This is a genomic window from Salinibacterium sp. NK8237, from assembly GCF_015864955.1.
Classification (GTDB): domain Bacteria; phylum Actinomycetota; class Actinomycetes; order Actinomycetales; family Microbacteriaceae; genus Rhodoglobus.
In genome coordinates this window covers 1,130,345-1,154,668 of record NZ_JADYWE010000001.1, presented here as the reverse complement: position 1 = coordinate 1,154,668, position 24,324 = coordinate 1,130,345, and the positions used below count along the sequence as shown (strand labels likewise).

Here is a 24,324-nt window from a genome sequence, read left to right as displayed (position 1 = left end):
CATGCCAAAAAGGCCGGTGTGATGCGCTCTCGCGCGTCACACCGGCCTTGTGTGGAGTGTGGGAAGACTATTCGACGTCTTCGTCAACCCAATCGAAGGTCTTCGTTACGGCCTTCTTCCAAGTGCGGAGCAAGCGCTCGCGCTCTTCTTCTTCCATGGTCGGCTCCCAGCGGCTGTCTTCTTGCCAGTTCTTACGAAGGTCGTCGAGGCCATCCCAGAAACCGACGGCAAGGCCAGCAGCGTAAGCGGCGCCCAGAGCGGTCGTCTCGGCGACGACGGGACGCACGACGGGGACTCCGAGAATGTCCGCTTGGAACTGCATGAGCAGGTTGTTGGCGATCATTCCGCCATCAACCTTGAGCTCAGTAAGAGGTACGCCAGAGTCAGCGTTCACGGCATCGATGACTTCACGCGTCTGGAATGCGGTGGCCTCGAGCGCGGCGCGGGCGATGTGCCCCTTGTTGACAAAGCGAGTCAGTCCCACGAGGGCTCCGCGGGCATCCGCACGCCAGTATGGCGCGAAGAGTCCGGAGAACGCCGGAACAAAGTATGCTCCACCGTTGTCGTCGACGGTCTTAGCAAGAGCCTCGACCTCGCCTGCATCCTTGATGATTCCCAAGTTGTCGCGCAGCCACTGAATCAGCGAACCGGTTACAGCGATCGAACCTTCAAGGGCGTAGTGAGCAGGAGCATCTCCGAGCTTGTAGCCAAGAGTGGTAAGCAATCCGTTCTTGGAATGGATGATCTCGGTGTCGGTGTTGAAAATGAGGAAGTTACCGGTGCCGTAGGTGTTCTTGGCTTCTCCAGCATCGAAGGCGGCCTGACCAAAGGTGGCAGCTTGCTGGTCTCCGAGGATTCCAGCGATAGGAACTTCGCGAAGCAAGCTGTTGGATTCAGCGGTTCCATACACTTCAGAGGAACTCTTGATGGCGGGAAGCATGGAGGCAGGCACCCCGAAGACATCGAGGATGTCTTGACGCCATTCGAGGGTTTCCAGATCCATGAAGAGCGTGCGGCTAGCGTTGGTGACATCCGTCACGTGCACGCCACCGTTGATTCCTCCGGTGAGGTTCCACAAAACCCACGTGTCGGTCGTGCCGAACATCAGCTCTCCAGCATCGGCCTTTTCACGAGCGCCCTCTACATTCTCGAGGATCCAAGCGATCTTGGTTCCCGAGAAATACGTAGCGAGCGGAAGGCCCACGATGCTCTTAAACCGTTCAACTCCGCCGTCCTTGGCGATTCGGTCAACGATCGATTGAGTGCGAGTGTCTTGCCACACGATGGCGTTGTAGATCGGCTTGCCGGTCGTGCGGTCCCATACAACGGCAGTTTCGCGTTGGTTGGTGATTCCGACCGCGGCGATGTCGTGGCGCGTCAGGTTTGCGGTGGACAGTGCCTTTCCGATGACCTCGCGAGTATTGCGCCAGATCTCCTGGGGATCGTGCTCGACCCAGCCAGCCTTGGGGAAGATCTGCTCATGTTCAAGCTGACCCATCGAGATGACCGAGCCTGCTTTATCGAAAATAATTGCACGGGAACTCGTGGTTCCTTGGTCGATTGCCAAAATGTAGTTAGTCATATGACTGTCTCCTTCTTCAATTTGTTAACGGGGGAGCAGGCGCAGTCGAGGGAGACTGCGGTCTGGTTCTGCTAAACGACGACGGGGAGCAACGGGCCCGAGAGGAGCCCGGCAAGAACACCACCAATGACGGGGCCGACCACGGGAACCCAGGAGTAGCTCCAGTCACTCGACCCTTTGCCTTTGATGGGAAGAAGGGCGTGAGCAATTCTTGGCCCGAGGTCTCGGGCGGGGTTGATGGCGTATCCGGTGGGGCCACCGAGCGAAGCGCCGATACCAATAACGAGAAGAGCTACCGGCAGAGCGCCGAGGGCAGCAAGCCCGCCGCCCGGGTCTTGGCGACCGAATCCGATAACGACGAAGACTAGAACGAACGTGCCGATGATTTCTGTCACGAGGTTCCAGCCGTAGCTGCGAATTGCAGGACCGGTGGAGAAGACAGCGAGCTTCGCGCCGGCATCTGGTTCCTCATCGAAGTGCTGCTTGTAGGCAAGCCAAGTGAAGAGAGCGCCGATGATTGCACCGAGCATTTGTGCGGCGATGTATGTCAGCACCGAACCCACAGTGACGGCCACGCCCAAGCTGAATTCGGTTGCTCCACTGGCGACGAGCCCGAGCGTCACGGCCGGGTTGATGTGCGCTCCAGAGTTGTAAGCGACGATCACACCGGCAAAGACGGCGAGGCCCCAGCCGAAGGTGACCATGAGGAAGCCGCCGTTGAAGCCCTTGTTTTTGGCGAGGGCTACGTTGGCTACGACACCCGTACCCAAAAGGACCAAGAGAGCGGTGCCCACCAGCTCCGAAAGAAATATTGTTCCTAGATTGTCCACACTGACCGTCTCAATCTTCATCGATGTTGTCTACACGCCTCGGTTCTTGGCGGTTTCTCAACTATTGAAAACGTAGTCTGATTTTCTGGCTATTGACAGGGTTTTAGGCTGCACGTTGGTGCACTATTCCAGCATTCGTAACGGTGCTTCCGCGTGGAGGACCAAGAACCCGGCGCTCGGTGGGTCTGAGCAGTAGTGCGCATTCACAGTACCTTCGAAGCGTGTGCACAAACGTGCAGGGCAAAATCACAACCGGGCAACGCCCCAGCGGTGCTGAGTTGGTGCCGCCGGGCTTTAGTGCGCGCGGTGTCGCGCTAACCGTAGGTTGACGCGATAGCTGCCGTCGGGCATCCATTTCAGCGGCGTTGATTCGGCCTCGTAGTGCACGAGCGCCCGATCTTCGTGAGCGAGGGGTGGATGCCCGCCAGAACGGATGACGCGCCACCACGCCACCTCTGAGCCGTAGCGGGCCATCACGGTGCCGACTGCCCGCGCGGCTCTCGAGCCGATCGTGGCAGCCACCTCGCCGTAGGTCATTACGTGTCCCGGCGGGATCGACTCGACGACCTCGAGCACGCGGCTCACGAAATCGTCGCTAGGGGCCGGCACGCTTAGAGCGTGTATTCGCCGAGCTTTTCGCCGTACTGAGTTTCGCCGACGACCTTGAAGCCGACCTTGAGGAAGAACTGCTCAGGGCCGTCGTCGCCCTCTTCCCAGATGGCAGTGATGCGGTCGAAGCCACGGCTGCGTGCTTCTTCGCTGAGAGCCTTGACCGCAAAGCGGCCGATGCCCTGGCCCTGCTCGTCTCCGGCGACACTGACCCGCCAGATGCAGCTGCGGAACTCTTCTTGCGACGCATTGGGGTCGAAATTGCCGCGGACGAATCCGACGACTTTGTCGCCGTCAACGACAACGCGTGGCCACGACGTCAGCGGGTCGATGAAGGCGTCCGCGATCGCGTAGGAGGGCGGCGTAACGAACTGCTCCTGCCCGCGACGCAGCGACAGGTTGTTGGCAGCCACGATGGTGCTTGCCGATAATTCTTCAAGTCTTAGCTCACCCATGAATACAGGCTAACCCGCGGTAGACAGATGCGCCAAGGTATCTCGATGTCGAGATACATAGGAAAAAGAGTAAGCTGGAGGTGGCCACTAACTAAGGAGCAAAGCTTGTCCAAGATCAAGGTAGAAGGCACCGTCGTCGAACTCGACGGCGACGAAATGACGCGCATTATTTGGCACCGGATCAAGGAAACCCTGATCCACCCCTACGTTGACGTCAACCTCGAGTACTACGACCTCGGCATTGAAAGCCGCGACGCAACCGACGACCAGATCACCATTGATGCGGCTCACGCCATCCAAAAGCACGGTGTTGGCGTCAAGTGCGCAACCATTACCCCCGACGAAGCCCGTGTTGAAGAATTCGGCCTCAAGAAGATGTGGCGCAGCCCTAACGGCACCATCCGCAACATCCTTGGTGGCGTTATCTTCCGCGAGCCCATCATCATCTCGAACATCCCGCGTCTCGTGCCGGGCTGGAACAAGCCGATCATCATCGGCCGTCACGCCTTCGGCGACCAGTACCGTGCCACCGACTTCCGCTTCAAGGGCAAGGGAAAGCTGACCGTCGAGTTCGCTCCCGAAGATGGTTCCGAGCCGATGAAGTTTGAGGTTTACGACTCCCCCGGCGATGGAATCGCTCAGGTTCAGTACAACCTCGATGACTCGATCATTGACTTCGCGCGTGCCAGCCTCAACTACGGCCTCACGCGCAACTACCCGGTGTACCTCTCGACGAAGAACACCATCCTCAAGGCTTACGACGGTCGCTTCAAGGACATCTTCGAAGAGATCTTCCAGAACGAGTTCAAGGACAAGTTCGAAGCAGCCGGCCTCACCTACGAGCACCGCCTCATCGACGACATGGTCGCTTCGGCCATGAAGTGGGAGGGCGGCTACGTCTGGGCCTGCAAGAACTACGACGGCGACGTTCAGTCCGACACCGTAGCTCAGGGCTTCGGCTCGCTCGGCCTCATGACCTCCGTTCTGGCCACGCCAGACGGAAAGGTCGTTGAAGCCGAGGCAGCTCACGGCACCGTGACCCGTCACTACCGCCAGCACCAGCAGGGCAAGCCCACCTCCACGAACCCGATCGCGTCGATCTACGCGTGGACCCGTGGGCTGGCTCACCGTGGTGTGCTCGACAACAACCAGGAACTCGTCGACTTCGCGTCGACCCTGGAAGACGTCGTCATCAAGAGCGTTGAGGCCGGTCACATGACCAAGGACCTCGCACTGCTCGTCGGACCGGACCAGAAGTGGGAAACCACCGAAGAGTTCCTCGACACGCTCGACAAGAACCTCGCAACGCGACTTGCGTGATCTGCGTCTCGCGCGGTAAATGACTGGCTCACGCCACGACGTTTCATGAAGGGCCCGAAAGCTTCGGCTTTCGGGCCTTTCGCATGTGCGCCCGCGCAGGAAAACATCCAGCTCGCTCTGGTTATTCTTGAGCGGCGGGTGCTGCTCGGCACTCGCTCGTGCAGAACACGACAGCGTGCCACGCGGTGAATCGTGAGGAGACAACAGTGACCGTCGTCATAGCCGGATGCGGTGACCTGGGTATCGAGGCTGGGCTCCGCTTTGCGGCGCTGGGGCATTCTGTACTGGGCCTACGGCGTTCGATCGAGAAGTTGCCGCCCGAGATCGCTGGGCAATCCGTCGACTTGTCTGCGCATGTGCCCACTCTTCCTGCCGATACCAGCGTCGTAGTGATCGCTGTTAGCCCCGATGAGCGCACGCGCGACGGCTATCTCGCTACCTACGTCGAAAGCGTGCGGAACATCGCCGCCGCTATTGAGCGAGACTGCGCTGCTGCGCCGAGGGTCATTTATGTCTCGTCGACCGCGGTCTATGGCGTCAGCGATGGCTCATGGGTCGACGAATCTACACTGGCGACGCCGGCGACGGAGACGGCGACCGTCTTGCGGGAAGCCGAAGTGTTGCTGCTCGAGAGCGTCGCCAACTCGACGGTCCTTCGCTTGGCGGGCATCTACGGGCCAGGGCGCACCCGACAGATCGACCGCGTACGCGCTGGGGTCGAAACGCTAGCATCCGCCCCTAGCTTCACGAATCTGATCCATCGAGATGACGCTGCAGCGGCTATCGTGCATCTCGCGACGATGGCTTCCTCGCCCGCCAGTATCTATATCGGCGTTGACGATGAGCCGGCCGATCAGCGCGAGGTTATCGAGTTTCTTGCTCGCAGTATCGACAGACCAGTGCCGCCGCCGAGTGAAGACGGTGCCAACGAAGGCAGAGGCCGCGGTAAGCGTTGTCGCAATGCGCTGCTGACAAGTACGGGCTTCTCGTTTACCTATCCGAGCTACCGCGAAGGGTATGCGGCAGTGCTCAGGGGTGTGGGAACCTTTCATCGCTGACGTCTCCTGCTTCCGTCTATCTCGCATTTGTGCCGCCGCTCCGGTGTTGATGGGGCCGCCGATCTCTCCCCACAGCTAACTCATCTAAACTCTCTCGAGCAGAACTAAGGGGATTCGCGTGACAGCAGCCACAAACTCACGATCGTCTTTTCGCTCGGACGATGAGCTCATTGGCACGGTAATCGGCGGCCGCTATCGCATAACGAGTTTGATCGGCCGCGGCGGAATGGCTTCCGTATATCGGGCGATGGACGAGTCGCTTCCGAGAGAAGTTGCGCTCAAACTAATGCTGCCTGGCGTGGCGAACCCTGAGGAGATCCGCAGACAGCGTAACGAAGTGGAAGCTCTCGCTGCGCTCAACCATCACGCGTTGGTCACTCTTTTCGATGCGGTCGCAGAGACGGCTGACGCGGCCGATCGCCTCTTTCTCGTGATGGAATTCGTGGATGGTCCCAATTTGCGTGAGGCGATGACGGCCCCTTTGCTGCCGGCATTGGTGGCGCACCTCGGTGCCGATATCGCAGAAGCGCTTCATTACGTGCATGGTCAGGGCGTCGTGCATCGGGACGTCAAACCAGCCAATATCTTGCTGGCGCGCTCTGAGCTTCCTGACCGCGAGTTCCATTCGAAGCTTGCTGACTTTGGAATTGCCCGTATTGTCGACAGCGCGAAGATGACCTCGACGGGAGCCATCATCGGCAGTGCGAGCTACCTCAGCCCTGAGCAAGCGCGCGGCAGTGAGGCGCTGGGGCCATCGGATGTCTATTCGCTCGGTCTCGTTTTGCTTGAAGCGCTCACGGGGCAGCGCGCGTTTCCCGGGAGCGCCGTCGAGACGATCGGTGCGCGCCTCAACACCCCACCCCGGGTGCCGGACGGTCTTAGCGGGGCGTGGCGAGAGATGCTGGTCACTATGACGGCGCTCGATGCTGAACAGCGGCCGCTTCCGATGGATATCGCTGTCGCTTTGCGGGCGCTCGCCTATTCCTCTGAGGATGTGAACGACGCCGAAGGTGAACCCACCCGTTCGCTCGTTCCCTCGGAGAACGGGACAAATGAGGCAACGGGTCTCGAACCCACGAAGGCGTACGCCCGCGTGGAGACACAAGCAACCGAAGCGTGGCCTGCGCCGGAGGCCTCAGAATCTGCAACGGTATCAGCGGCAGCGGCAGCGGCATCGTCCGCAGCGCCAGCGCCAGTGCCGAAGCGAAACCCAAGACTAAATCGGCACAGCGTCAAGCGCCTCGGGATCGTGCTGGCTACGGCTCTCGTGCTCACCCTGGGTGTGGTCGCGTGGACAACTACTCAGAATCAACAGGCGACTCCGTCTGAACCGACGTCGCCCAGCTACCCGGTGGTTCCTGGCGAGCTTGGCACGCACCTCGAGCAGCTCCAAGAGAGCGTGGAGCCATGAATCTCAGAAATCTAACCCTCCCGCGCCGCATCGTCGCCGTCGGCGCTGCTCTCGCGCTCGCCCTATCGTTGAGCGCCTGTGCGCCAACCTCACCGGATTTCGATTCCGACGCGGCGGCGCTGCTGCAGTCATCGGTTGCTGATGTAACTGATGCTGCCGCGGCGGGTGACCCCGTGGCGGCCCTGGCAGCCCTCGATGTTCTCCAAGAACAGCTCAACGAGAACACCGCGACCGGTGCCATCGGGGCTGAGCAAAGTGCCCGAATCCAAGCGTCTCTCGACCTTGTACGCGCCGACCTTACGGTGGCGTTGCCTGACCCCTCGCCCGTTACTGATCCGGTGGACGAAGAATCGGACGAAACGTCGAACGGCAGCGACAACAGCAACAGCAACAGCAACGGCAACGGCAAGGACGACGATAAAGAGAAAGACGACAAGGGCAACAATAAGGACTAGGCGCAGTCTGTCGTGCGCGATTTTTGGTGCGCCGGCATCGGCTCCTTGCTCTCATCTAACGTTCGGCTAGCACTCGGCCAACGTTGAGGATTGCTCCCTAGCGTCGAAGCGCAGCATAACTGCGAACCGTCGACGAATTGGAGACACCATGTCATTTCAGACTCAGGCAACAACAGACCAGCTCGACACCATCCGTTCGATCATGAAAAAGACCCGGATCGCGATGCTCACAAGCGTCTCCGCAGACGGTGCGCTGCACAGCCACCCCATGACCGTGCAGGAGGCAGACTTCGATGGCGATTGCTGGTTCTTGGCGTCCGTCGAGTCAGACACGGTGCATCAATTGCTAGTGCATCCTCAGGTCAACCTCGCCTATGCGGGTTCGTCTGAGTGGCTCTCGCTGTCGGGGTCTGCCGAGATTGTTCGGGATGTGGCGAAGAAGAAAGAACTCTGGAATACGTTCACTGATGTGTGGTTCGAAGACGGCGCCGAAGATCCCTCGGTCGTGCTGATTCATGTGAAGGCCGACTCGGCACAGTACTGGGAGAGCCCGGGCAAAGTTGCGACTCTCGTTGGCGTTGTCGCCGCGAAGGTAACCGGGGATGAGCCTCACACCGGGTCATCCGAATCAGTCACGATCTAGTTCTCCAACAACACACGCTGAGAGGGATGAGGAACTGATGAAACGACTGCCAGTATTGCGAAACGTCGACCGCTTAGAAGAGGCGGCCGTGCTCGATCCCGCTGTGAAGAAGACGCAGGGCGTCGTGGATGCAGTTCTTCGGCCGCGGTGGTTGCGAGACCTCCTGCACGGCGTTCCGCTGGGTCACCCGGTGCATCCGCTCGGTGTACACGTTCCTCTGGGCGCGTGGATCTCGGCGGGCGTGCTGGACGCCCTGCCCGGTACCGAGAAGGCGTCACGGGCACTTGTCGGAGTCGGTGTGCTGGGGGCGAGCGGAACAGCCGTCGCCGGCTTCGCGGATTGGTCGAAGCTCGACGAAAAGCAGCAACGCGTCGGCATTGTGCACGCCGCGGTCAACATCGTGGCCACGGGGTTCTTCGCGGCATCCTTCGTGCAGCGCTCCCGCGGAAAGCACACGAGCGGCAAAGTGCTGAGCTACGCCGGGCTCGCGATCGCCTCGGGCGGTGGCTACCTCGGTGGGCACATGACCTACCGTCAAGCAGCGGGCGTCAGTCACGCACCGGATGTCGAAGCCAGCTTTCCCAGCGGCTGGCAGCAGCTAGCGCCGCTGGCTGAGCTTGCGGATGGCTCACTCGAGAAGCGTGTTGTCGCTGATACCGAGGTGGTTGTCTTCCGTCGCGGAGACCGGGTCTCGGTGCTGTCGAACACCTGCAGCCACCTCGGGGCCGAACTCCACGACGGGTACGTCGTCGGCGATGACTCCACCCCGGGCGGGGCGTGCATTGAGTGCCCCTGGCACCAGAGTGCGTTTTCGCTCGACACGGGGGAAGTCATCCACGGGCCAGCGACGAGTCCGCAGCCGCGCTTCGAGAGCCGGGTAGTGGATGGCACGGTAGAGGTTCGGCTGCCGCGCTAGTCGAAGCGCAGACCCTCCGGGCGCGAACTGCGCAGAGCGAGTCCCAGCACGATGAAGGCTCCGAGTGGGAACACGGCTAGGAATGCCCATCCGCCCGAGAGGTTTGAGTCGTGCAGGCGGCGTACGGCAATCGTGATCCCGGGGATTGCGGTGAGCAGTACCCAGCCTCCGACGATGAAGGAGAGAGAGACGAGCACCGTGGAGTCCGCGGTCATCTCTCAATTCCAACTCGCAATGCTCACCGTGGGATAGACAAAAGAGCCGAACGGGCCGAATGTGAGTTGATCACCCATCGGGCGACCCGCGACCAGAAGAGGCGCGACCACCTGAAGTGCGGTCACGATGATGATGTTCACGAGCATCCACCACCAGTATTCGCTGCGACTGGCTCGACCGCGCATCCGGAACGATCGATCGAAGAACCGACGCATTGCCACCCGCATCGACGCACCGGGCAGCGGGGCGCTCTCCTGTTCGATCGTGAGCGCTGTCGCGGTTGTGGAGGTCATGCCCACAGCATAGGTGAGCGAACTTCGTTTCGTAAGGCTAGGGCGACGGTTTTTTCCCGGAGGAGCCGGGCAAGGTGGGGGCCGGGTTTCCCGAGGTAGCTGCCATTTGCGTCGCATGCTCGAGGAGCACATGTTTGAGTTCGGCCACCTGCTTCGTGAGGTCCGTGACTTCGCGACGCGTCGCGACATGCGAGAGCTCGTCTTGAGCCGCAACTCGTTCCACGATCCACGAGGCGAGGGTTGCCGTAACAACACCAAGGAGGGCGATTCCGGCCATCATCACGCCAGCGGCAATCACACGACCGAGCGTCGTCGCGGGATAGATGTCGCCGTAGCCCACGGTCGTGATGGTGACGAAGGCCCACCAAATACCATCGCCGAGGTTGGTGATCTGAGTGCTGTCGGCGTTGCGTTCGGTATCCAAAATGGCGAGCCCGGCGACAAAAACGAGCAAGAGCGATGATCCGACCGCGTAGGTGAGCACGCCACCGCGCACGGCGGTTCCCGCCCGTCGTTGCAGCACGTTCAGCAGTGTGACCAAACGCAGGAGGCGCAGCGGGCGCAACATGGGCAGCACGACAACCAACAGATCGAAAAGGTGCTTTCTAAACCAAAACCAGCGGTGCTCAGCCAAAATGAGGTTTACGAGGTAGTCGGCCACGAACACCACCCAGGTGACAGCGATGATGACCTCGGCCACCAGCATGGCGGTGCCCGAGAGATTGGCGATTACTTCCCACGCGTAGGCGATGAGAAAAATGATGGCAGCAACGGTCAGAGGAATGTCCATGATCTGTTTCCAGCGCCGTTGAGTCATGCTGTCGAGCCTACCGACCCCGTTCCGAAGCGCGGCTAAGGGGAGCCTGTGCTGGCTGGCCGGATGCCGCGAACGAGAGTAGAACGAAGGTATGGCTACATTCCTTTCCGTAACGTTGCGCTCGGCTGTGCGTCGCTATCCGCTCGTCGCTCTCACGGTCGTGGTCGGCGTGGTGGGCCTCGCGCTGAATTGGACTCCGGCATCCGCCGTCGTTCCGTGGTTGCTGTCGATCTATTCGCTCGGCGTTGCCGTGCGTGAGGCCGTGTCGATGGTGCGCAAACTGTTGCAGCACCAGTTCGGTCTCGACGTGCTTGCGGTGACGGCGATCGTGGCGACGGTGGTCGTGGGCGAATACTGGGCGAGCATCGTCATCGTGCTGATGCTCACCGGTGGCGAAGCGCTCGAAGACTTTGCGGCTGGCCGCGCCAAGCGTGAATTGAATGCCTTGCTGGATCGGGTTCCTCAAACAGCTCATCAGCTGACGGCCGCCGGTGACATTGTTGATGTGCCGGCCACAGAGGTTGCGGTGGGGGATCGCCTCGTGGTGCGCCCTTCGGAGATTGTGCCGGTGGATGCGGTGCTGGTGTCTGCCACGACCGCCGTCGATGAGTCGTCGCTCACGGGCGAAAGTATGCCGGTCGAGAAAGTCACCGGAGACCTGCTGTTGAGCGGTTCGGTGAATGGGCCAGAAGCTGTCACGGTGCAGGCGAGCGCGCGAGCATCCGACAGCCAATACCAACGGATTGTTGAGCTCGTCACCGAAGCGGCGGAGAGCAAAGCACCCATCGTGCGTCTGGCTGATCGCTACGCGGTGCCGTTCACGCTCGTCTCGATTGGCCTGGCTGCTATCGCCTGGTGGATCTCGGGGGACCCCGTGCGGTTCGCCGAAGTGCTTGTGGTCGCAACACCGTGTCCGCTGTTGATCGCAGCCCCGGTGGCGTTCATGGCCGGGATGTCGAGCGCGTCCACCTATGGCGTCGTGGTGAAAAACGCCGGCACCCTCGAAGTGCTCGCCCGTGCGAAAACGGTCGTGTTCGACAAAACAGGCACGCTCACGAGCGGTCGTCCCGTTGTCGTCGACGTGCGGCCTGAGGGCGCGGTGACCGCCGACGAATTGCTGGCCCTCGTGGCAGCAGCAGAACAATATTCTTCCCACGTGCTTGCGGCATCCCTCGTGGAGGCAGCGAAGCAACGCTCCCTCGCGCTCCCGGAAGTATCGGATGCCCGCGAAGTCGCCACCCACGGTGTGCAGGCTCGCGTAGGGGGCAAGCTCGTCACCGTGGGCAAGCCCGCCTTCGTGGCCGAGCAGGCTCCCACGCTCACTCGAATCGATCTCGCAAGCGGCGAAGCTGCTGTCTACGTGGGCATCGATGATCAGTACGCTGGTGCGATTGTGCTGCGCGATGCGGTGCGGCCCGAAGCGGCACGCACCCTGACAGGACTGCGCGAACTGGGCATCCAGAAAACTTTGATGCTCACGGGGGATGTGGAGCAGACGGCGCGCAAGGTCGCTGACGAACTCCACATCAGTGAGGTTCACGCGGAGTGCCTGCCCGAAGACAAGGTGCGACTCGTGCACGCCACTAGTCCACACCCGGTCGTGATGGTGGGCGACGGCGTGAACGATGCGCCCGTATTGGGAGCTGCCGATGTCGGCATCGCGATGGGTGCCAAGGGCTCGACGGCGGCTAGCGAGTCTGCTGACGTGGTGATTCTCGTCGACGATCTCTACCGCGTCGTGTCGGCGGTGCAAGTCAGTCAGCGCACTGTGCAGATCGCCTTGCAAAGCATTTGGATCGGTATCGCCATCAGCATCGGGCTCATGCTTTTTGCGATGACGGGAGCGCTGCCCGCAGTCGTCGGCGCCGGGCTGCAAGAAGTCGTTGACCTCGTCGCGATTCTCAATGCGTTGCGGGCACTGAGCCTCAAACGTCGCGTGCGTGTCTCGTCGAGCTCGAACGCGGCTGGCGTGCAACTGCCGAGCTAGTACCCCGAGAAGTAGTCGGTGTGGATGCGGCGGGCTCCGTTAGCGCGCAGTGTCGCCTTGAGGTCGTTCACGAGGGCGGGCGGGCCCGAGAGGTACGCACGGCGGTCGGCCAGATCGGGCACGAGCGCGGAGAGGGCGTCGCCGTTCATCCGCCCCTCGCTACCGAGCACCCAGCCTTCGGGAAGTGACTCGACCGGCTGCGGCCCGAACACAATGACGCGCACGCCGGCCTCAACAAAGAGTCCGGTGAACGGCAAAGTTTCGGTGCTGGAGGTCGCGTAGATGAGCACGATGTCGCGTTCGTCATCATGCAGGTGAGAGTGCGCGACTTGGCTGGCGAAAGGCGTGACACCGATACCGCCGGCCACGAGCAACAGCGGTTCGGTGGTCTTTCGGGGGAGTACGAAGTCGCCCCAGATGCCGGTCGCGTTGACGTCGGCTCCGCGCGGCAGCGCAAGGAGGGCGGCTTTGAAACTGCTCGACTTCTCGGGCGCCGTGAACGTGATCGACAGGGTCGCCCCCGCCGAGGGTGCAGACGAGATCGTGAAGTAGCGACGCGCTCCCCGCAGGTCGGGCGAAGGGTGCGGCAACGAGAGCTCAATGTATTGACCCGCCCGGAACGCGAGGGTGCGGTGCGGGGCAAAGGTGAGTTCCCACGTGCCGGGAGCTATCTCTTCGGTTTCGGTGAGCGTCATCCGGATGGTGCGGCGCTGCGTGAAGGCGAAGGCGACCAGGTTGCCTAGGAGCAGCGCCAGCAATGGGTCGCTGTAGAGGGGCCCAATCGAGAACGGGATGGCGAAGAGCAGGGCGACGAGCGCGGCGACGCTGAGGCGTTGCCAGCGTCGCGGCGGCAGCGTAAGCGGTTCGCTGAGCATGAAGCCGACGAAGAAGATCAGCTGCGAGGAGGTGAACGTGACGGCGATCGCTTCGGCAATATCGCCACCATTGGCGAGCGTGAGAGCGATGCGGATGCTGGCCGCGAGCACCACAAAGGTAAGCCCCAAATCGAGGCGTTGGGTGCGATACAGAATGAGGAATGCGGCGATGATGATGAGGGGTTGCAGCCAGGGGGTGCCGATCCACCACGTGGGGAATCCGATCGGAATCCAGTAGAAAACGTAGGCCCCGAGAGCGGCGGGATTGAAAATATGGCGCCCGCGGAATGCGATCAGAAACTTGGATGCCGCAGCAACGGTCGAGGCGAGTGCGATCGACAGCAGCCCATCGAGTTGCAGGCTCGGTGCCATGATAAAGAACACGAGCAAACCGGTGATGAGCGACGATTCGAGGTGCGCGCGCTGCCGCACGATGCGCGCGCCGAGCCAGCTAGCCACGTAGCTGAACACGACGGCGATGGGCAGGCTGGCAAGCAGTGCGAACGGATCAGCAGCGATGAGCCCAACGAACGCGAACGCAATCGATGCCACCGCGATAACGGCGAGCGAGCCGAGCACGAGGGTGTACATCGGCACGGCACCGAGGGTGCGATCAAGCCAGCGCTTCATAAGAACAATTCTCCTGTGAATCCCGGCGAGTGCTCTACTCGACCGGTGGACAGCATCCGTACCCACTGAAAGTCGAACTCTTCGGCAAGCTTCGCGGGGTCGGCAAAAAAGAGTGCGGTGGCAAGGCCGTCGGCTTCGAGCGCGGTGGGGGCGATTGCCCAGGTGGCAATGATGCGGTCGGTGGGGAGGCCCGTGCGGGCATCCAGAATGTGGTGCAGTCCAGCCCAGGCGCGTCGGTTGGGAGCTGACGCACAAATCGCCTCATTGCTCACGGTCACCACCCCGATGGCTTTGCTGGTGTCGAGCGGATGCTCCAGCGCGACCCGCAGTTCACCGTCGCCGCGGTGCAGCATGTCTCCGCTCGCATCCACCGTGGCGGAGCTGACTCCGTGCTCGGCGAGCACCTCGGCCACAAGATCGACGAGGTAGCCCTTGCCTGCAGCACCGACGTCGAGCACGGCGGGGGTGAGGGTGGTGAGTTCGCTGCCGTTCCAGCTGATCGCTTCGAGCCAGTCGGGCACGCGCGTGCGGGCGGCGCTGGGCTGCAACGAGTAGGTGCGGTCGTAGCCGAGCTCTTCCAGAGCACGGCCCACGAGCGGGCTCATGGCGCCGTCGGTGGCAATGTAGAGGCGGCGGTAAAGCTCAAACAGTGGGGGAGCATCCGGCGGAAAAGGATAGCTGCCGGGGGTACGGGCGATGCGGCTGACGAGGGAGTCGTTACGAAACCGCGAGTAGGTGCGGTCGAATTGCTCGATGCGGCGCTGAATCGCGGCGAACACCTCAGGGTCGAGGGGGTCGGCGGTGTCAATCTGCCAGGGCGCACCAATGGCATCGAACGTTTTACTGGGCGAGGGCATCCGCCTTGATGACATCGACGGCGTTGTTGAAGCCGCCGCTTGTGAGCGACGAGCCGGCTACTTTGTCGACGGAAATCTCGTCGATGTTCTTGCCGACGACTTCGGCGGCGATTCCGTCAATGAATTCGCCTTGGAACTGCTTCGAACTGGGGTTGTCTCCGTTGCCGACGACGGTGACGTCGGTGATGACATTACTTTCGAGCGTGAGCGTCACGTCAACTTGTTCTTGGCCGTCGGGGGAGGTGTATTCGCCCGACTCGGTGTAGGTGCCATCGGCGTACGTGGTGCCGGCTTCTGTGGCTTCGGGAACAGTAGTGTCTGCCGCGCCGATGTCGGCAGTTGTCGTCGTGCTTGAGCAAGCGGAGAGTGCACCCACGAGGGTGACACCGGCAAAGAGGGCAACGGCGGTCTTGTTGTCGGTGAGGCTGCGCATGGGGCTCCCAGAGGTAGGCGAGTGTTCAGTATGCCGGAGCAATCCTGACGGGAAGCTGGAACTTCACCACGTTAATCGCCGTGCTCGGAGGCAGTATCTGTTTCGTCGAGTGCGTCGTCGAATTCAGGCGCACCATCAATAGCTTGTTCGAGCTCGTCGACGAGGAGCGAATTGGGGGCGATGATTCCGCCGCGGTAGCCGGCGCGAGCGATCATATGGGCCGATACCGGAGCGGTGATCATTTGGAAAATGAGCAAAAAGAGCAACACGAGAATTGTCGAAAGCTGGCGTTGCTGCAGCGCGATCGCGAGCAGCACGAATGCCAACCCCAAGATTTGCGGCTTCGTCGTGGCGTGGAGGCGTGCAATGGCATCGGGGAAACGCAGAAGTCCTACGCCGGCGGCAACAGAAAGAAACCCGCCGAGCAGGAGGAATACGCCTGTCAGGATGTCGAGAACAAAATCGAGGGTCACGGGGTTGTCCTCCTCGAAACATAGCGCGCTACCACGACGGAGCCGAGGAACGCCGTTGTCGCGAGCACGAGCATCGCAGGAATGCTCCGAATGTGATCGTTGTAGACCATCTCTGCACCGAGCGCACAAATGATGGTCGTGAGCAGCATGTCTGAGGCGATCATGCGGTCAAGGATTGAAGGACCGCGGATGATGCGGTACAGCGCCAATAGAGCTGCGACGAGAAGCATCACCCCGACAGCAATGAATACCCATTCGTTCATCGGGAGGCCTCCGTGTCATGGATGCGAGCGAGGTCTGCTTTCGAGCCGATTGCCCGCACGATGCGAGATTCCACCACAAGTACTTTGGTGCGCATCGATTCGACGTCGGCGGACGTTGTTGTATCGAAAGTGTGGAAGTAGAGGATGGCGCGTTCCCGATCGACCTCGACGACAATGGATCCTGGCACCAACGACATCGCAATCGCATCAAGGGTCATGACGAAATCGGAGCGCGTGCAGAGCTGCACGGCGATGACCGAGGATGTGGGAATCGGTCGCGGGCTCAGCGCTTGGAATGCCACCGTGAAAGAGGCCACGGTCACATCCGCAATGAAGTGGGCCAGAAAAACGAGCGAGTACCAGATGTTGAGTCGACCGGAGATGTCGGCCGGGGGAAGGTACAGCACGCGCGTCACCGCGATCGCCACGAGGAAGCCGGTAAGAATGCTGAGCCAGGTCAGTTGCCCCCACAGCACAGCCCACAGGACCACGAGACCGAGCAGTAGTGGCAACTGCTGCCAGACTCGGCCGCGAACTTCGGTGCGCGAGACTTTACGAGCGCTCGCTGATTCGGAGGCGGTCGGAGCCGTTGACGCCGTTACGGAGCCGGACTGGTCGTCATGAGGACTCATTCGAGGCCTCCTGGAAACACAGTGTTGACGTAGTAGGCGGGGCCGTCGATGTTCTCTCCGGCATTAGCGCTGAGGTCGAAGAGCGGGGTGGCGAAGACGGTGAGGGCGATGCTCACCGCAACCATGGCAACGGTGGCGCCGACCATGATCCTGGGGGTGGTGCGCACGGACTCAACGATCGTGGAGCTTCCCGTTTCTGGCCGCATCGCCAACGGATTTTCGTAGTCGGCCACCTCTTCGGCATCGCGCCAGAAGATCATGCTCCAGGCCCGAGCCAGAGCGTACAGCGTGAGGAGTGAGACCGCGGCACCGCAGCCGATGAGTACCCAGGCGAGCACAGAACCGTTGTCGGCTCCGGCCTCGAACAGTGCCAACTTTCCGAGGAAACCGGAGAACGGTGGGATGCCGCCGAGATTCAGCAGGGGAATGAAGAACAGCACGGCGATCATGGGACTTGTCTTGAGCATCCCGCCCAGTTTGTTGATGCCGGTGGTGCCACCTTGACGCTCGACGAGCCCGGTGGCCAAGAAGAGCGTGGTCTGCACCGTGATGTGGTGAACGATGTAGAACGTGGCCGCGGCAAGGCCTGCCGCCGTGTCGATGCCGATACCGAACAGCATGTAGCCGATGTGGCTAATGAGCGTGAATGACAGAAGTCGCTTGATGTCGGACTGCGCGACGGCTCCCAAGATTCCGATCACCATGGTGAGTGCCGCCACGATCAGCAGCACCGTATTGAGCTGTCCGTCGGGGAAGATGATCATTTCGGTGCGGATGATCGCGTAAACACCGACTTTGGTGAGCAGGCCGGCGAAGACTGCTGTGACGGGTGCTGGCGCCATCGGGTAGGAGTCGGGCAGCCAGAACGACAGCGGGAAGACGGCGGCCTTGATGCCGAACCCAATCAGCAACATGACGTGGAGGATCAACTGGATGTCGGCGGGCAGTTCTGCAAGTCGCACGGCAAGCTGGGCGATATTCACTGTGCCGGTCGCGCCATAAATCATCGCGATGGCGGCGAGGAAAATGGCGGAGGAGACCAGACTCACGACGATGTAGACGGTGCCGGCACGGATGCGGGGCTTCGTGCCTCCCACCGTGATCAGCACGTAGCTTGCGACGAGAAGAATCTCGAAGCTGACGTAGAGGTTAAAGAGATCGCCAGCCACGAACGCGTTGAAGACGCCAGTCGCCAGAATCAGGTAGGTCGGATAGTAGATCGAGACGGGAGTTTCCCGGTCACCATCGGCAAGGCCCTGACCCACCGAGAACACGAGAACAGCCAGCAGTACGGCGGCAGAAACGACGAGCATGAGGGCGGAGAGTCTGTCGACAACGAGCACGATGCCGTAGGGCGCTGGCCAACCACCGACCTCCACGGCAATCGCGCCATTCGTGTCGACCGCTACGAGCAGGGCGACGCCAATGATGAGAACAGCGCTCAGTACGCTGACCGCGATGAGGGTCTGAACGCGCGGGCGCTTGGCTTGAGTCAACGCTGCGGCCGCGCCGAGTAGCGGCAGGAGCACGACGAGCGTGGTCAGGGCGCTCATTCGCTTGCCTCCTTTGCGTCACGTTCTTGCTGTCTGCGTTCCGCCGCGAGGCTCTCTTGCTCCTCGCGCTCCTCTTGCTCTCGGAGATCGATGGCAGTGGAGATCGCAGCCGCGGCACGCGTACCGAACTCGGTATCGTCACCGTCAACGGCGCGATCGGTGGTGACCGAGCTGCGGCGGCGGCCCATCGCGAGGTCTTCTGAGTCGTCGTAGACGACATCGGCGTTAGCTAGTCGCCACGAGCGGTAGATGAGAGCGAGCAGGAACGCGGAGACACCGAAGGTGATCACAATGGCCGTCAGAATGAACGCCTGCGGCAAGGGGTCGGCCGTCGCAGCATCCTCACCATAGAACGCGGCGGCACCCGAGGGGCCAGACACGATGAGGATCAACAGGTTGGTCGCATTGCCCACGAGCAAGAAGCCCAAAAGCACGCGCGTCATGCTGCGCTCAAGGAGGAGGTACACCCCTACCGAGTAGAGGACGACCATGATGATGACAAGAGTCAGCGAGGCGTTCATATTGTGCTTCCGCTCTCGAGGGATTCAGAGGACTCTTCGCGCTGACGGTCGATCTCTGCTCCCAGGCTGCGCAGGACATCCAGCACCATTCCGATGACGACGAGATAGACCCCGATATCGAAGATGGTGGAGGTCGAGAACTCGAGGTGGCCGAGCACGGGAATCGTGATTTCGAAGAAGGTGGAGGTGAGGGCATCCGCGCCGAGGAAGAGTGGCACGGTTGCCGTTCCTGCTGCGAGCACGAGACCGACTCCGAGAATTCGTCCTGCATCGAAGGGCGCTGCTGCCCCGAGCTCGTAGCGTCCACCGGCGAGGTAGCGACCGGCTAGCGCGAGACCCGCCACGAGGCCGGCAGCGAATCCGCCTCCGGGGAGGTTGTGGCCAGCAAAGAGGAGATAGATCGACAACACAATCAACGGGTGGAAGAGCAGCCGAATTACGACTTCGAGGAGAATCGACCGGTTCTCTGGCGCGAGTCGTCGCCCAGCGAGTAGCCATGCGTTGCGAGTCGAGGGATCTTGAACACCCGGCAGATACTCGGAGGATACGACCTCACGCGAGGGCTTGAGCCGAGCGCGAATCGTTCCCCTGGCGCGGGTTTCCGAGACGCGGGGAAGGTTGTCGGTGCGGCTGCGCAAGAACACGAGGCTAGCGACGCCGGTGGCCGCCGCCACAATGACGGAGAGTTCCCCCAGAGTGTCCCAGCCTCGGATGTCGACGAGCACAACATTGACGACGTTCTGGCCATGACCAATCTCATACGCAAGCTGGGGGAGCGACGCGGAGATAGGCTCCGCACTTCGAGCGCCGAGCGCGACAACGGCGACGACACCCATGAGAAGGCCGACGGAGAGGCCAACGGCCCCGCGCAAAACGCGTCGCGAACTGCCGTGTGCTTTGCCCAGTCGAGCAGGGAGCCGCCGAAGCACCAACACGAACGCGATAAGGGTGACGGTTTCAACGAGAACCTGGGTGAGGGCGATATCGGGGGCGCCGTGAAACGCGAACAGCGCGGCCATTCCGTAGCCGACAATTCCGACGAGCACGGCAGCTTGGAAGCGCTTCTGAGCGCCGAGCAAGGCGAGGGCGGCAACGATCATGACCGTGCCGATGGCGAGTTGCCCTGCGCTGTCAAAAAGTCGGATGGAGTCTGGCCAGGTGCGATTCAGCGCTAGCGTGCTGCCTACTGAGCCGACCATCACGAGCAGGATCACGGTGAGGTAGAACGGCAGCGAACCTCGCTGCGTCGTTGCTGTCACTCGCAGCGCAACGCGGTCGAGCACGCGCAGGCTGGAACGGTACAGCTTGTTCGAGTCGACCACCGAGGGCACTCGGGATTGGAGCCTGAAGACCTGGGTGCGTGCCCAGAACAGCGCGAGGCCGCCGACGAGCGTGGCGGCAGAGACAAAGAAGGCGGCGTCGAAACCGTGCCACAGCTTGAGGGAGTAGTCGTATCCCTCGGAGGGGAATAGCTGCGAATAACCTTCAAGGACGGTTCCGATGGTGCCGAAGAGTGGGGCAAGAACGAGACCGCTTGCGGCGAGAATTGCGGGTGACGACAAGAACCAGACGTTCTCGTGAAGCGGTCGTACCGTCTCAACGCCATCTTTGCTGGCGAAGGCACCCCAGAGAAAGCGTGCGCTGTACGCGACGGTGAGAGTCGAGCCGACTGCGACGCCAATGATCGCGATCCAACCCAGCGCCGATCCCGTTGTTGCGCTCTCAACGAAGCTCGCCAAGACGGATTCTTTGGCAACAAAGCCTGCGGTGAAAGGAATTCCGGCCATCGACGCAGTGGCGATGATCGCGACCGTCGTGAGGAACGGAGCTTCGCGGCCGAGCCCGCTCAACTTGGTGAGGTCACGCGTTCCGACGCGATGGTCGATGAGCCCGACGACCATGAACAGCGCCGCCTTGAAAAGAGCGTGAGCAAGGATCAGAGCTACTCCGGCAAGAGCCGCGGTGCGAGTGCCAAAACTTACGACGGTCAGCAAGAACCCGAGCTGGCTGACGGTGCCATAGGCAAGCAAGAGTTTGAGATCGATCTGGGTGAGCGCGCGCCATCCGCCCACCAGCATCGTGAACACTCCAAGTCCGAGCAGGAGTGGTTGCCAGCCGGGGGTTTCAGCGAACGCGGGCGCTAGCCGTGCGATGAGATAAATGCCGGCTTGAACCATTGCCGCAGCGTGCAAGTAGGCGCTGACAGGAGTGGGAGCGGCCATAGCTGAAGGAAGCCAGAACTGGAAGGGAACGATGGCCGATTTGCTGAGCGCTCCCACGAGAATCAGCATGATCGCAATCGTGACCGCGGTGCCGTCGGGAGCGAGTTCAATGATCCGTGACAGGCTCGCGGTGCCGGTGCGTGCGGCCAGCATGACGAGCCCGACCAACATCACGAGCCCACCGGCGGTCGTGACAATGAGAGCCTGCATCGCAGCGATGCGACTCGCCAGTCGACCGGTGTAGTGGCCGATGAGTAGGAACGAGAACACCGTCGTGGCTTCCCACAGAATAAAGAGTAGGTAGACGTTGTCCGCGATTACAAGGCCGTACATCGTGCCCGTGAAGGCGAGGAAGACCGCGGCGAACCGACCGAGACCTTCTTCGGTGGCTGTGAAGTACTTGATGCAGTACAGCATCACGAGAGTACCTACGCCCGTGACAACGAGGGAGAGTAGCCACGAGAGGGTGTCGACCCGAAAGCTGAGATCGAGCTGGAGTTGGGAGATCCACGGAATGGTTTCAGCCGGCGGCGTATTCGCGAAAACTGCGGGAGTCTGTAGCAGGGTGTAAACAAATGCCGCTGCGGGAATGATCGCAGTGATGAAGAAAACCCGAACATGAAGAAGTCGCGTGAGCGCGGGAATGGCTAGCGAGACGAGGGCAAACGCACACAGCAGCGCTATCACGGGTCGCTCCGCTTCGAGCTGGGGCTGGAACCTTGCGGATTCAGTGCAGTTCTCCCTTAAGGGTGCTCGATCTGGTGGTCGAGTGCTGCAGCGAAACCAGAGTGAATAGCGCTGCGGCAGAGTGGCGAGATGGTCGGTGTCTTCGTCGAGAACATTCTACCGGACGGATATCGGGGCAAGTGGTGTGGATGAGCACCCGAAACTTTAGGCGCGCGCAAAGACCACTTCGACATTCCTGCTGGCGATCGTGTTGAGTAGTGCTTGGCGTAGATTGTCGACGGCGATTTCTCGCTATGGCGTGGTTGGCGCGGCGCCCGTGAGCTACGAAGCGAAAGGTCGGTGGCATGGCTGAGGTAGTAATCGTTGAAGACAAGCACGCGGCGGGCGAAGTCGCTGCCGACCTCATCGAGGCGCTCGTGCGTCAGACTCCGGATGCCGTCCTCGGCCTAGCAACCGGGTCGACGCCCTTAACAACCTGGGCTGCGCTCGCGGCTCGAGCCCTCGACCTTTCTGCAGTGCGGGGATTCGCTCTCGATGAATATGTCGGATTGCCTGCGGGGCATCCCGAAAGCTACCGCTCGGTGATCACGCGCGAAGTTGTTGAACCGCTCGGGTTGACGCCCGAGCTCGTGCAGGTGCCGGCCGAGAGCGGGCCCATCGAAACGGCGGGCGATGACTATGAGCGCGCAATCGTCGCGGCCGGTGGCGTTGACCTGCAGATTCTCGGGATCGGCTCGACGGGGCACATCGGCTTCAACGAGCCGGGGTCATCGTTCGCGTCGCTCACCCGAGTGAAGACCCTCACCCAGCAGACCAGGCTCGACAATGCGCGCTTCTTCGATTCACCCGACGACGTACCTAAGCACTGCATCACGCAGGGGCTCGGCACTATTCAACGCGCGGGGCATCTCGTCTTGCTGGCGTTCGGCGAAGCGAAGGCCGCGGCGCTCGCGGGAGCGGTCGAAGGGCCGGTGACGGCGAGCCTGCCGGGATCGGCAATTCAGTTGCACCCGACCGTCACGGTCATTGTGGACGAGGCTGCGGCATCCGAGCTGAAGTTCGCCGATTACTACCGCTACTCCTGGGAGAACCGCCTCGACTGGGAACGGTTGCGCTAAGGCTCCCGGCTTCACCAGTGGGGCACCGCCTCGTGTCGGTACTCCGTGCCATCGTTAGCTCATGACGAACTATGTGGCGCTGCTTCGCGGAATCAACGTTGGCGGCTCAAATGTGATCAGCATGGCGTCGCTGAAAGAGTGCTTTGCCGATGCCGGCTTCGGTGACGTGCGCACCTACATCCAGAGCGGCAACGTCGTGTTCGCCTCCGACGTGACGAGCAGCGCCGAGCTCGAGGTCACGATCGAGCGGATGTTGCGCGAGCGCTTGGGCACCGACATCCTCACCGTCGTGCGTTCCCGCGACGAGTTCACGGCGACCGTAGCAGCCGCTCCGAGCGATCACGGTTCCGCGGAGTTTCTGAGCGATGTGCTCTTTCTCAAGCGGCCTCTCACTGCAGCGGAAGCGATCACCCTTGTGCCCGAACTCAACGAACAGGTTGACTCTGTCTCAGCAGGCCCAGACGCGCTCTACTTTTCGCGCACGGTCATCGATTCAGCGAAATCGCGCATTGACCGCTTGCGCGTTAACCGCCTGTCGAAGCGTATGACGGTGCGCAATTGGCGCACGACCCTCAAGCTTCGTGACCTGCTTGACGGGGCCTAGCGAAAGATGATCGTGCGCGCACCATCGAGCAGCACGCGGTCTTCGGCGAACCACTTCACGGCCTGCGTGAGGGTGCGGCTTTCTTCGTCTTGACCGATCGACCTGAGTTCGCTTGACGTGCTGGCGTGATCGACGCGCACGACGTTTTGCTCGATGATCGGGCCCTCGTCGAGGTCGCTCGTCACAAAGTGGGCGGTTGCACCGATGAGCTTCACGCCGCGAGCGTGCGCTTGCTTGTAAGGGTTCGCACCCTTGAAGCCGGGCAGGAAGGAGTGATGAATGTTGATGATCTTGCCGCTCAGCTGCGCGCACAGTTCGGGGGAGAGAATCTGCATGTAGCGGGCGAGCACGACGAGCTCGATGTCGTGTTGCTCCACGACCTCGAGAATGCGGTCTTCGAAGGCCAACTTCTGGCCGGGTGTCGTGACGGTGTGCGACTCGAACGGCACTTCGTAGAACGCGGCGAGCGAGCCAAGGTCGGGGTGGTTGCTCATGATCAACGGCATCTCGATCGGCAGCTGGCCAGCACGTTGACGGTAGAGAAGGTCGTTGACGCAGTGTCCGGCCTTGGATGCCAACACGAGCGTGCGCAGCGGGCGCCCCACAACGTCGAGTTGCCACTCCATCGCGTACCGCTCGGTCACGGGGGCGAGAGCCTGCTCGAATACTTCGCGCGGAGCATCCGACTGCACTTGAAGGCGCATGAAGAAACGACCGGTGTCTCCACTGGAGAATTGCTGCGATTCGGTGATGTTGCCGCCGGCCTCAACAATGGCGCCACTGATGGCATGAACGATGCCGGGCTTGTCGTCGCAGGTGAGGGTTACGATCCAGTGCATTGAGGTGGTCACTGATTTAGCGTAC

General features: G+C 61.4%; 24 protein-coding genes and 1 pseudogene. 9 read left to right on the top strand and 16 right to left on the bottom strand.

The genetic code is table 11. The features are described 5' to 3' along the window. Nucleotides 1–67 precede the first annotated feature (67 nt). The 4 genes from glpK to I6E56_RS05585 all read right to left on the bottom strand — a co-directional run bounded on the left by glpK (nt 68) and on the right by I6E56_RS05585 (nt 3,476). Nucleotides 68–1,582, bottom strand: a complete 1,515-nt coding sequence (glpK, locus tag I6E56_RS05600) for a glycerol kinase GlpK (RefSeq protein ID WP_197136614.1) — start codon at nt 1,580–1,582, stop codon at nt 68–70. A gap of 71 nt (nt 1,583–1,653) precedes the next feature. Then, complete coding sequence (locus tag I6E56_RS05595) at nt 1,654–2,433, bottom strand: MIP/aquaporin family protein (RefSeq protein ID WP_197136613.1); 780 nt, start codon at nt 2,431–2,433, stop codon at nt 1,654–1,656. A 273-nt stretch (nt 2,434–2,706) separates the two neighbouring features. Beyond that, on the bottom strand, nt 2,707–3,021 hold the full coding sequence (locus I6E56_RS05590; protein WP_197136611.1) for an MGMT family protein: 315 nt from the start codon (nt 3,019–3,021) through the stop codon (nt 2,707–2,709). A gap of 2 nt (nt 3,022–3,023) precedes the next feature. Then, complete coding sequence (locus tag I6E56_RS05585) at nt 3,024–3,476, bottom strand: N-acetyltransferase (RefSeq protein WP_197136609.1); 453 nt, start codon at nt 3,474–3,476, stop codon at nt 3,024–3,026. A gap of 105 nt (nt 3,477–3,581) precedes the next feature. Here I6E56_RS05585 and I6E56_RS05580 point away from each other — a divergent pair, with 105 nt between their 5' ends. The 6 genes from I6E56_RS05580 (at nt 3,582) to I6E56_RS05555 (ending at nt 9,279) form a co-directional block, all read left to right on the top strand. After that, on the top strand, nt 3,582–4,796 hold the full coding sequence (locus I6E56_RS05580) for an NADP-dependent isocitrate dehydrogenase (protein WP_197123245.1): 1,215 nt from the start codon (nt 3,582–3,584) through the stop codon (nt 4,794–4,796). Between the two features lie 206 nt (nt 4,797–5,002). Then, complete coding sequence (locus I6E56_RS05575) at nt 5,003–5,854, top strand: NAD-dependent epimerase/dehydratase family protein (RefSeq protein ID WP_197136607.1); 852 nt, start codon at nt 5,003–5,005, stop codon at nt 5,852–5,854. Between the two features lie 118 nt (nt 5,855–5,972). After that, complete coding sequence (locus I6E56_RS05570; RefSeq protein WP_197136605.1) at nt 5,973–7,265, top strand: serine/threonine-protein kinase; 1,293 nt, start codon at nt 5,973–5,975, stop codon at nt 7,263–7,265. Then, on the top strand, nt 7,262–7,720 hold the full coding sequence (locus I6E56_RS05565; protein ID WP_197136603.1) for a hypothetical protein: 459 nt from the start codon (nt 7,262–7,264) through the stop codon (nt 7,718–7,720). Before I6E56_RS05570 ends, I6E56_RS05565 begins: the two co-directional genes overlap by 4 nt. A 148-nt stretch (nt 7,721–7,868) precedes the next feature. After that, nucleotides 7,869–8,363, top strand: coding sequence for a pyridoxamine 5'-phosphate oxidase family protein (locus tag I6E56_RS05560; RefSeq protein ID WP_197136601.1), 495 nt, complete (start codon nt 7,869–7,871; stop codon nt 8,361–8,363). Between the two features lie 37 nt (nt 8,364–8,400). Further along, a complete protein-coding gene (locus I6E56_RS05555) occupies nt 8,401–9,279 on the top strand; it encodes a Rieske 2Fe-2S domain-containing protein (protein ID WP_197136599.1) in 879 nt (292 codons plus the stop codon). On the opposite strand, the pseudogene I6E56_RS14980 reads toward I6E56_RS05555, so the two are convergent. Further along, nucleotides 9,276–9,680: pseudogene (locus tag I6E56_RS14980) on the bottom strand (DUF805 domain-containing protein). The gene I6E56_RS05555 and the pseudogene I6E56_RS14980 overlap by 4 nt on opposite strands. A 145-nt stretch (nt 9,681–9,825) precedes the next feature. Further along, nucleotides 9,826–10,605 (bottom strand): potassium channel family protein, encoded by a 780-nt coding sequence (locus I6E56_RS05540; RefSeq protein WP_197136594.1) that lies wholly within the window; start codon nt 10,603–10,605, stop codon nt 9,826–9,828. A 91-nt stretch (nt 10,606–10,696) separates the two neighbouring features. Between I6E56_RS05540 and I6E56_RS05535 the strand changes: the two genes are divergently transcribed. Next, the gene (locus tag I6E56_RS05535) at nt 10,697–12,592 is read left to right on the top strand and encodes a heavy metal translocating P-type ATPase (RefSeq protein WP_197136592.1); all 1,896 of its coding nucleotides are present in this window, start codon (nt 10,697–10,699) and stop codon (nt 12,590–12,592) included. Here I6E56_RS05535 and I6E56_RS05530 read toward each other — a convergent pair. The 9 genes from I6E56_RS05530 to I6E56_RS05490 form a co-directional block, all read right to left on the bottom strand. Continuing rightward, entirely contained in the window at nt 12,589–14,097 is a 1,509-nt protein-coding gene (locus tag I6E56_RS05530) for an FAD-dependent oxidoreductase (RefSeq protein WP_197136591.1), read from the bottom strand. The genes I6E56_RS05535 and I6E56_RS05530 overlap by 4 nt on opposite strands. Further along, on the bottom strand, nt 14,094–14,954 hold the full coding sequence (locus I6E56_RS05525; RefSeq protein ID WP_197136590.1) for an FAD:protein FMN transferase: 861 nt from the start codon (nt 14,952–14,954) through the stop codon (nt 14,094–14,096). Before I6E56_RS05525 ends, I6E56_RS05530 begins: the two co-directional genes overlap by 4 nt. Beyond that, nucleotides 14,938–15,387, bottom strand: a complete 450-nt coding sequence (locus tag I6E56_RS05520; protein WP_197136589.1) for an FMN-binding protein — start codon at nt 15,385–15,387, stop codon at nt 14,938–14,940. The genes I6E56_RS05525 and I6E56_RS05520 overlap by 17 nt, the downstream gene beginning before the upstream one ends. Before the next feature lie 71 nt (nt 15,388–15,458). Then, a complete protein-coding gene (gene mnhG, locus I6E56_RS05515; RefSeq protein ID WP_197136588.1) occupies nt 15,459–15,860 on the bottom strand; it encodes a monovalent cation/H(+) antiporter subunit G in 402 nt (133 codons plus the stop codon). Next, nucleotides 15,857–16,123, bottom strand: coding sequence for a monovalent cation/H+ antiporter complex subunit F (locus I6E56_RS05510; protein WP_197136587.1), 267 nt, complete (start codon nt 16,121–16,123; stop codon nt 15,857–15,859). The genes mnhG and I6E56_RS05510 overlap by 4 nt, the downstream gene beginning before the upstream one ends. Then, nucleotides 16,120–16,755, bottom strand: coding sequence for a Na+/H+ antiporter subunit E (locus tag I6E56_RS05505; RefSeq protein ID WP_197136586.1), 636 nt, complete (start codon nt 16,753–16,755; stop codon nt 16,120–16,122). The genes I6E56_RS05510 and I6E56_RS05505 overlap by 4 nt, the downstream gene beginning before the upstream one ends. Then, a complete protein-coding gene (locus I6E56_RS05500) occupies nt 16,752–18,308 on the bottom strand; it encodes a Na+/H+ antiporter subunit D (protein WP_197136584.1) in 1,557 nt (518 codons plus the stop codon). The genes I6E56_RS05505 and I6E56_RS05500 overlap by 4 nt, the downstream gene beginning before the upstream one ends. After that, nucleotides 18,305–18,829 (bottom strand): Na(+)/H(+) antiporter subunit C, encoded by a 525-nt coding sequence (locus I6E56_RS05495; RefSeq protein ID WP_197136582.1) that lies wholly within the window; start codon nt 18,827–18,829, stop codon nt 18,305–18,307. Before I6E56_RS05495 ends, I6E56_RS05500 begins: the two co-directional genes overlap by 4 nt. Continuing rightward, nucleotides 18,826–21,738, bottom strand: coding sequence for a Na+/H+ antiporter subunit A (locus I6E56_RS05490; protein ID WP_197136580.1), 2,913 nt, complete (start codon nt 21,736–21,738; stop codon nt 18,826–18,828). The genes I6E56_RS05495 and I6E56_RS05490 overlap by 4 nt, the downstream gene beginning before the upstream one ends. A 344-nt stretch (nt 21,739–22,082) precedes the next feature. On the opposite strand from I6E56_RS05490, the gene I6E56_RS05485 reads away from it, so the two are divergent. Further along, nucleotides 22,083–22,856 (top strand): glucosamine-6-phosphate deaminase, encoded by a 774-nt coding sequence (locus I6E56_RS05485; protein WP_197136578.1) that lies wholly within the window; start codon nt 22,083–22,085, stop codon nt 22,854–22,856. A 61-nt stretch (nt 22,857–22,917) separates the two neighbouring features. Beyond that, complete coding sequence (locus tag I6E56_RS05480) at nt 22,918–23,460, top strand: DUF1697 domain-containing protein (RefSeq protein WP_197136577.1); 543 nt, start codon at nt 22,918–22,920, stop codon at nt 23,458–23,460. Here the strand turns inward: I6E56_RS05480 and purU are convergent. After that, the gene (gene purU, locus I6E56_RS05475; protein WP_197138115.1) at nt 23,457–24,299 is read right to left on the bottom strand and encodes a formyltetrahydrofolate deformylase; all 843 of its coding nucleotides are present in this window, start codon (nt 24,297–24,299) and stop codon (nt 23,457–23,459) included. The genes I6E56_RS05480 and purU overlap by 4 nt on opposite strands. Nucleotides 24,300–24,324: the final 25 nt, after the last annotated feature.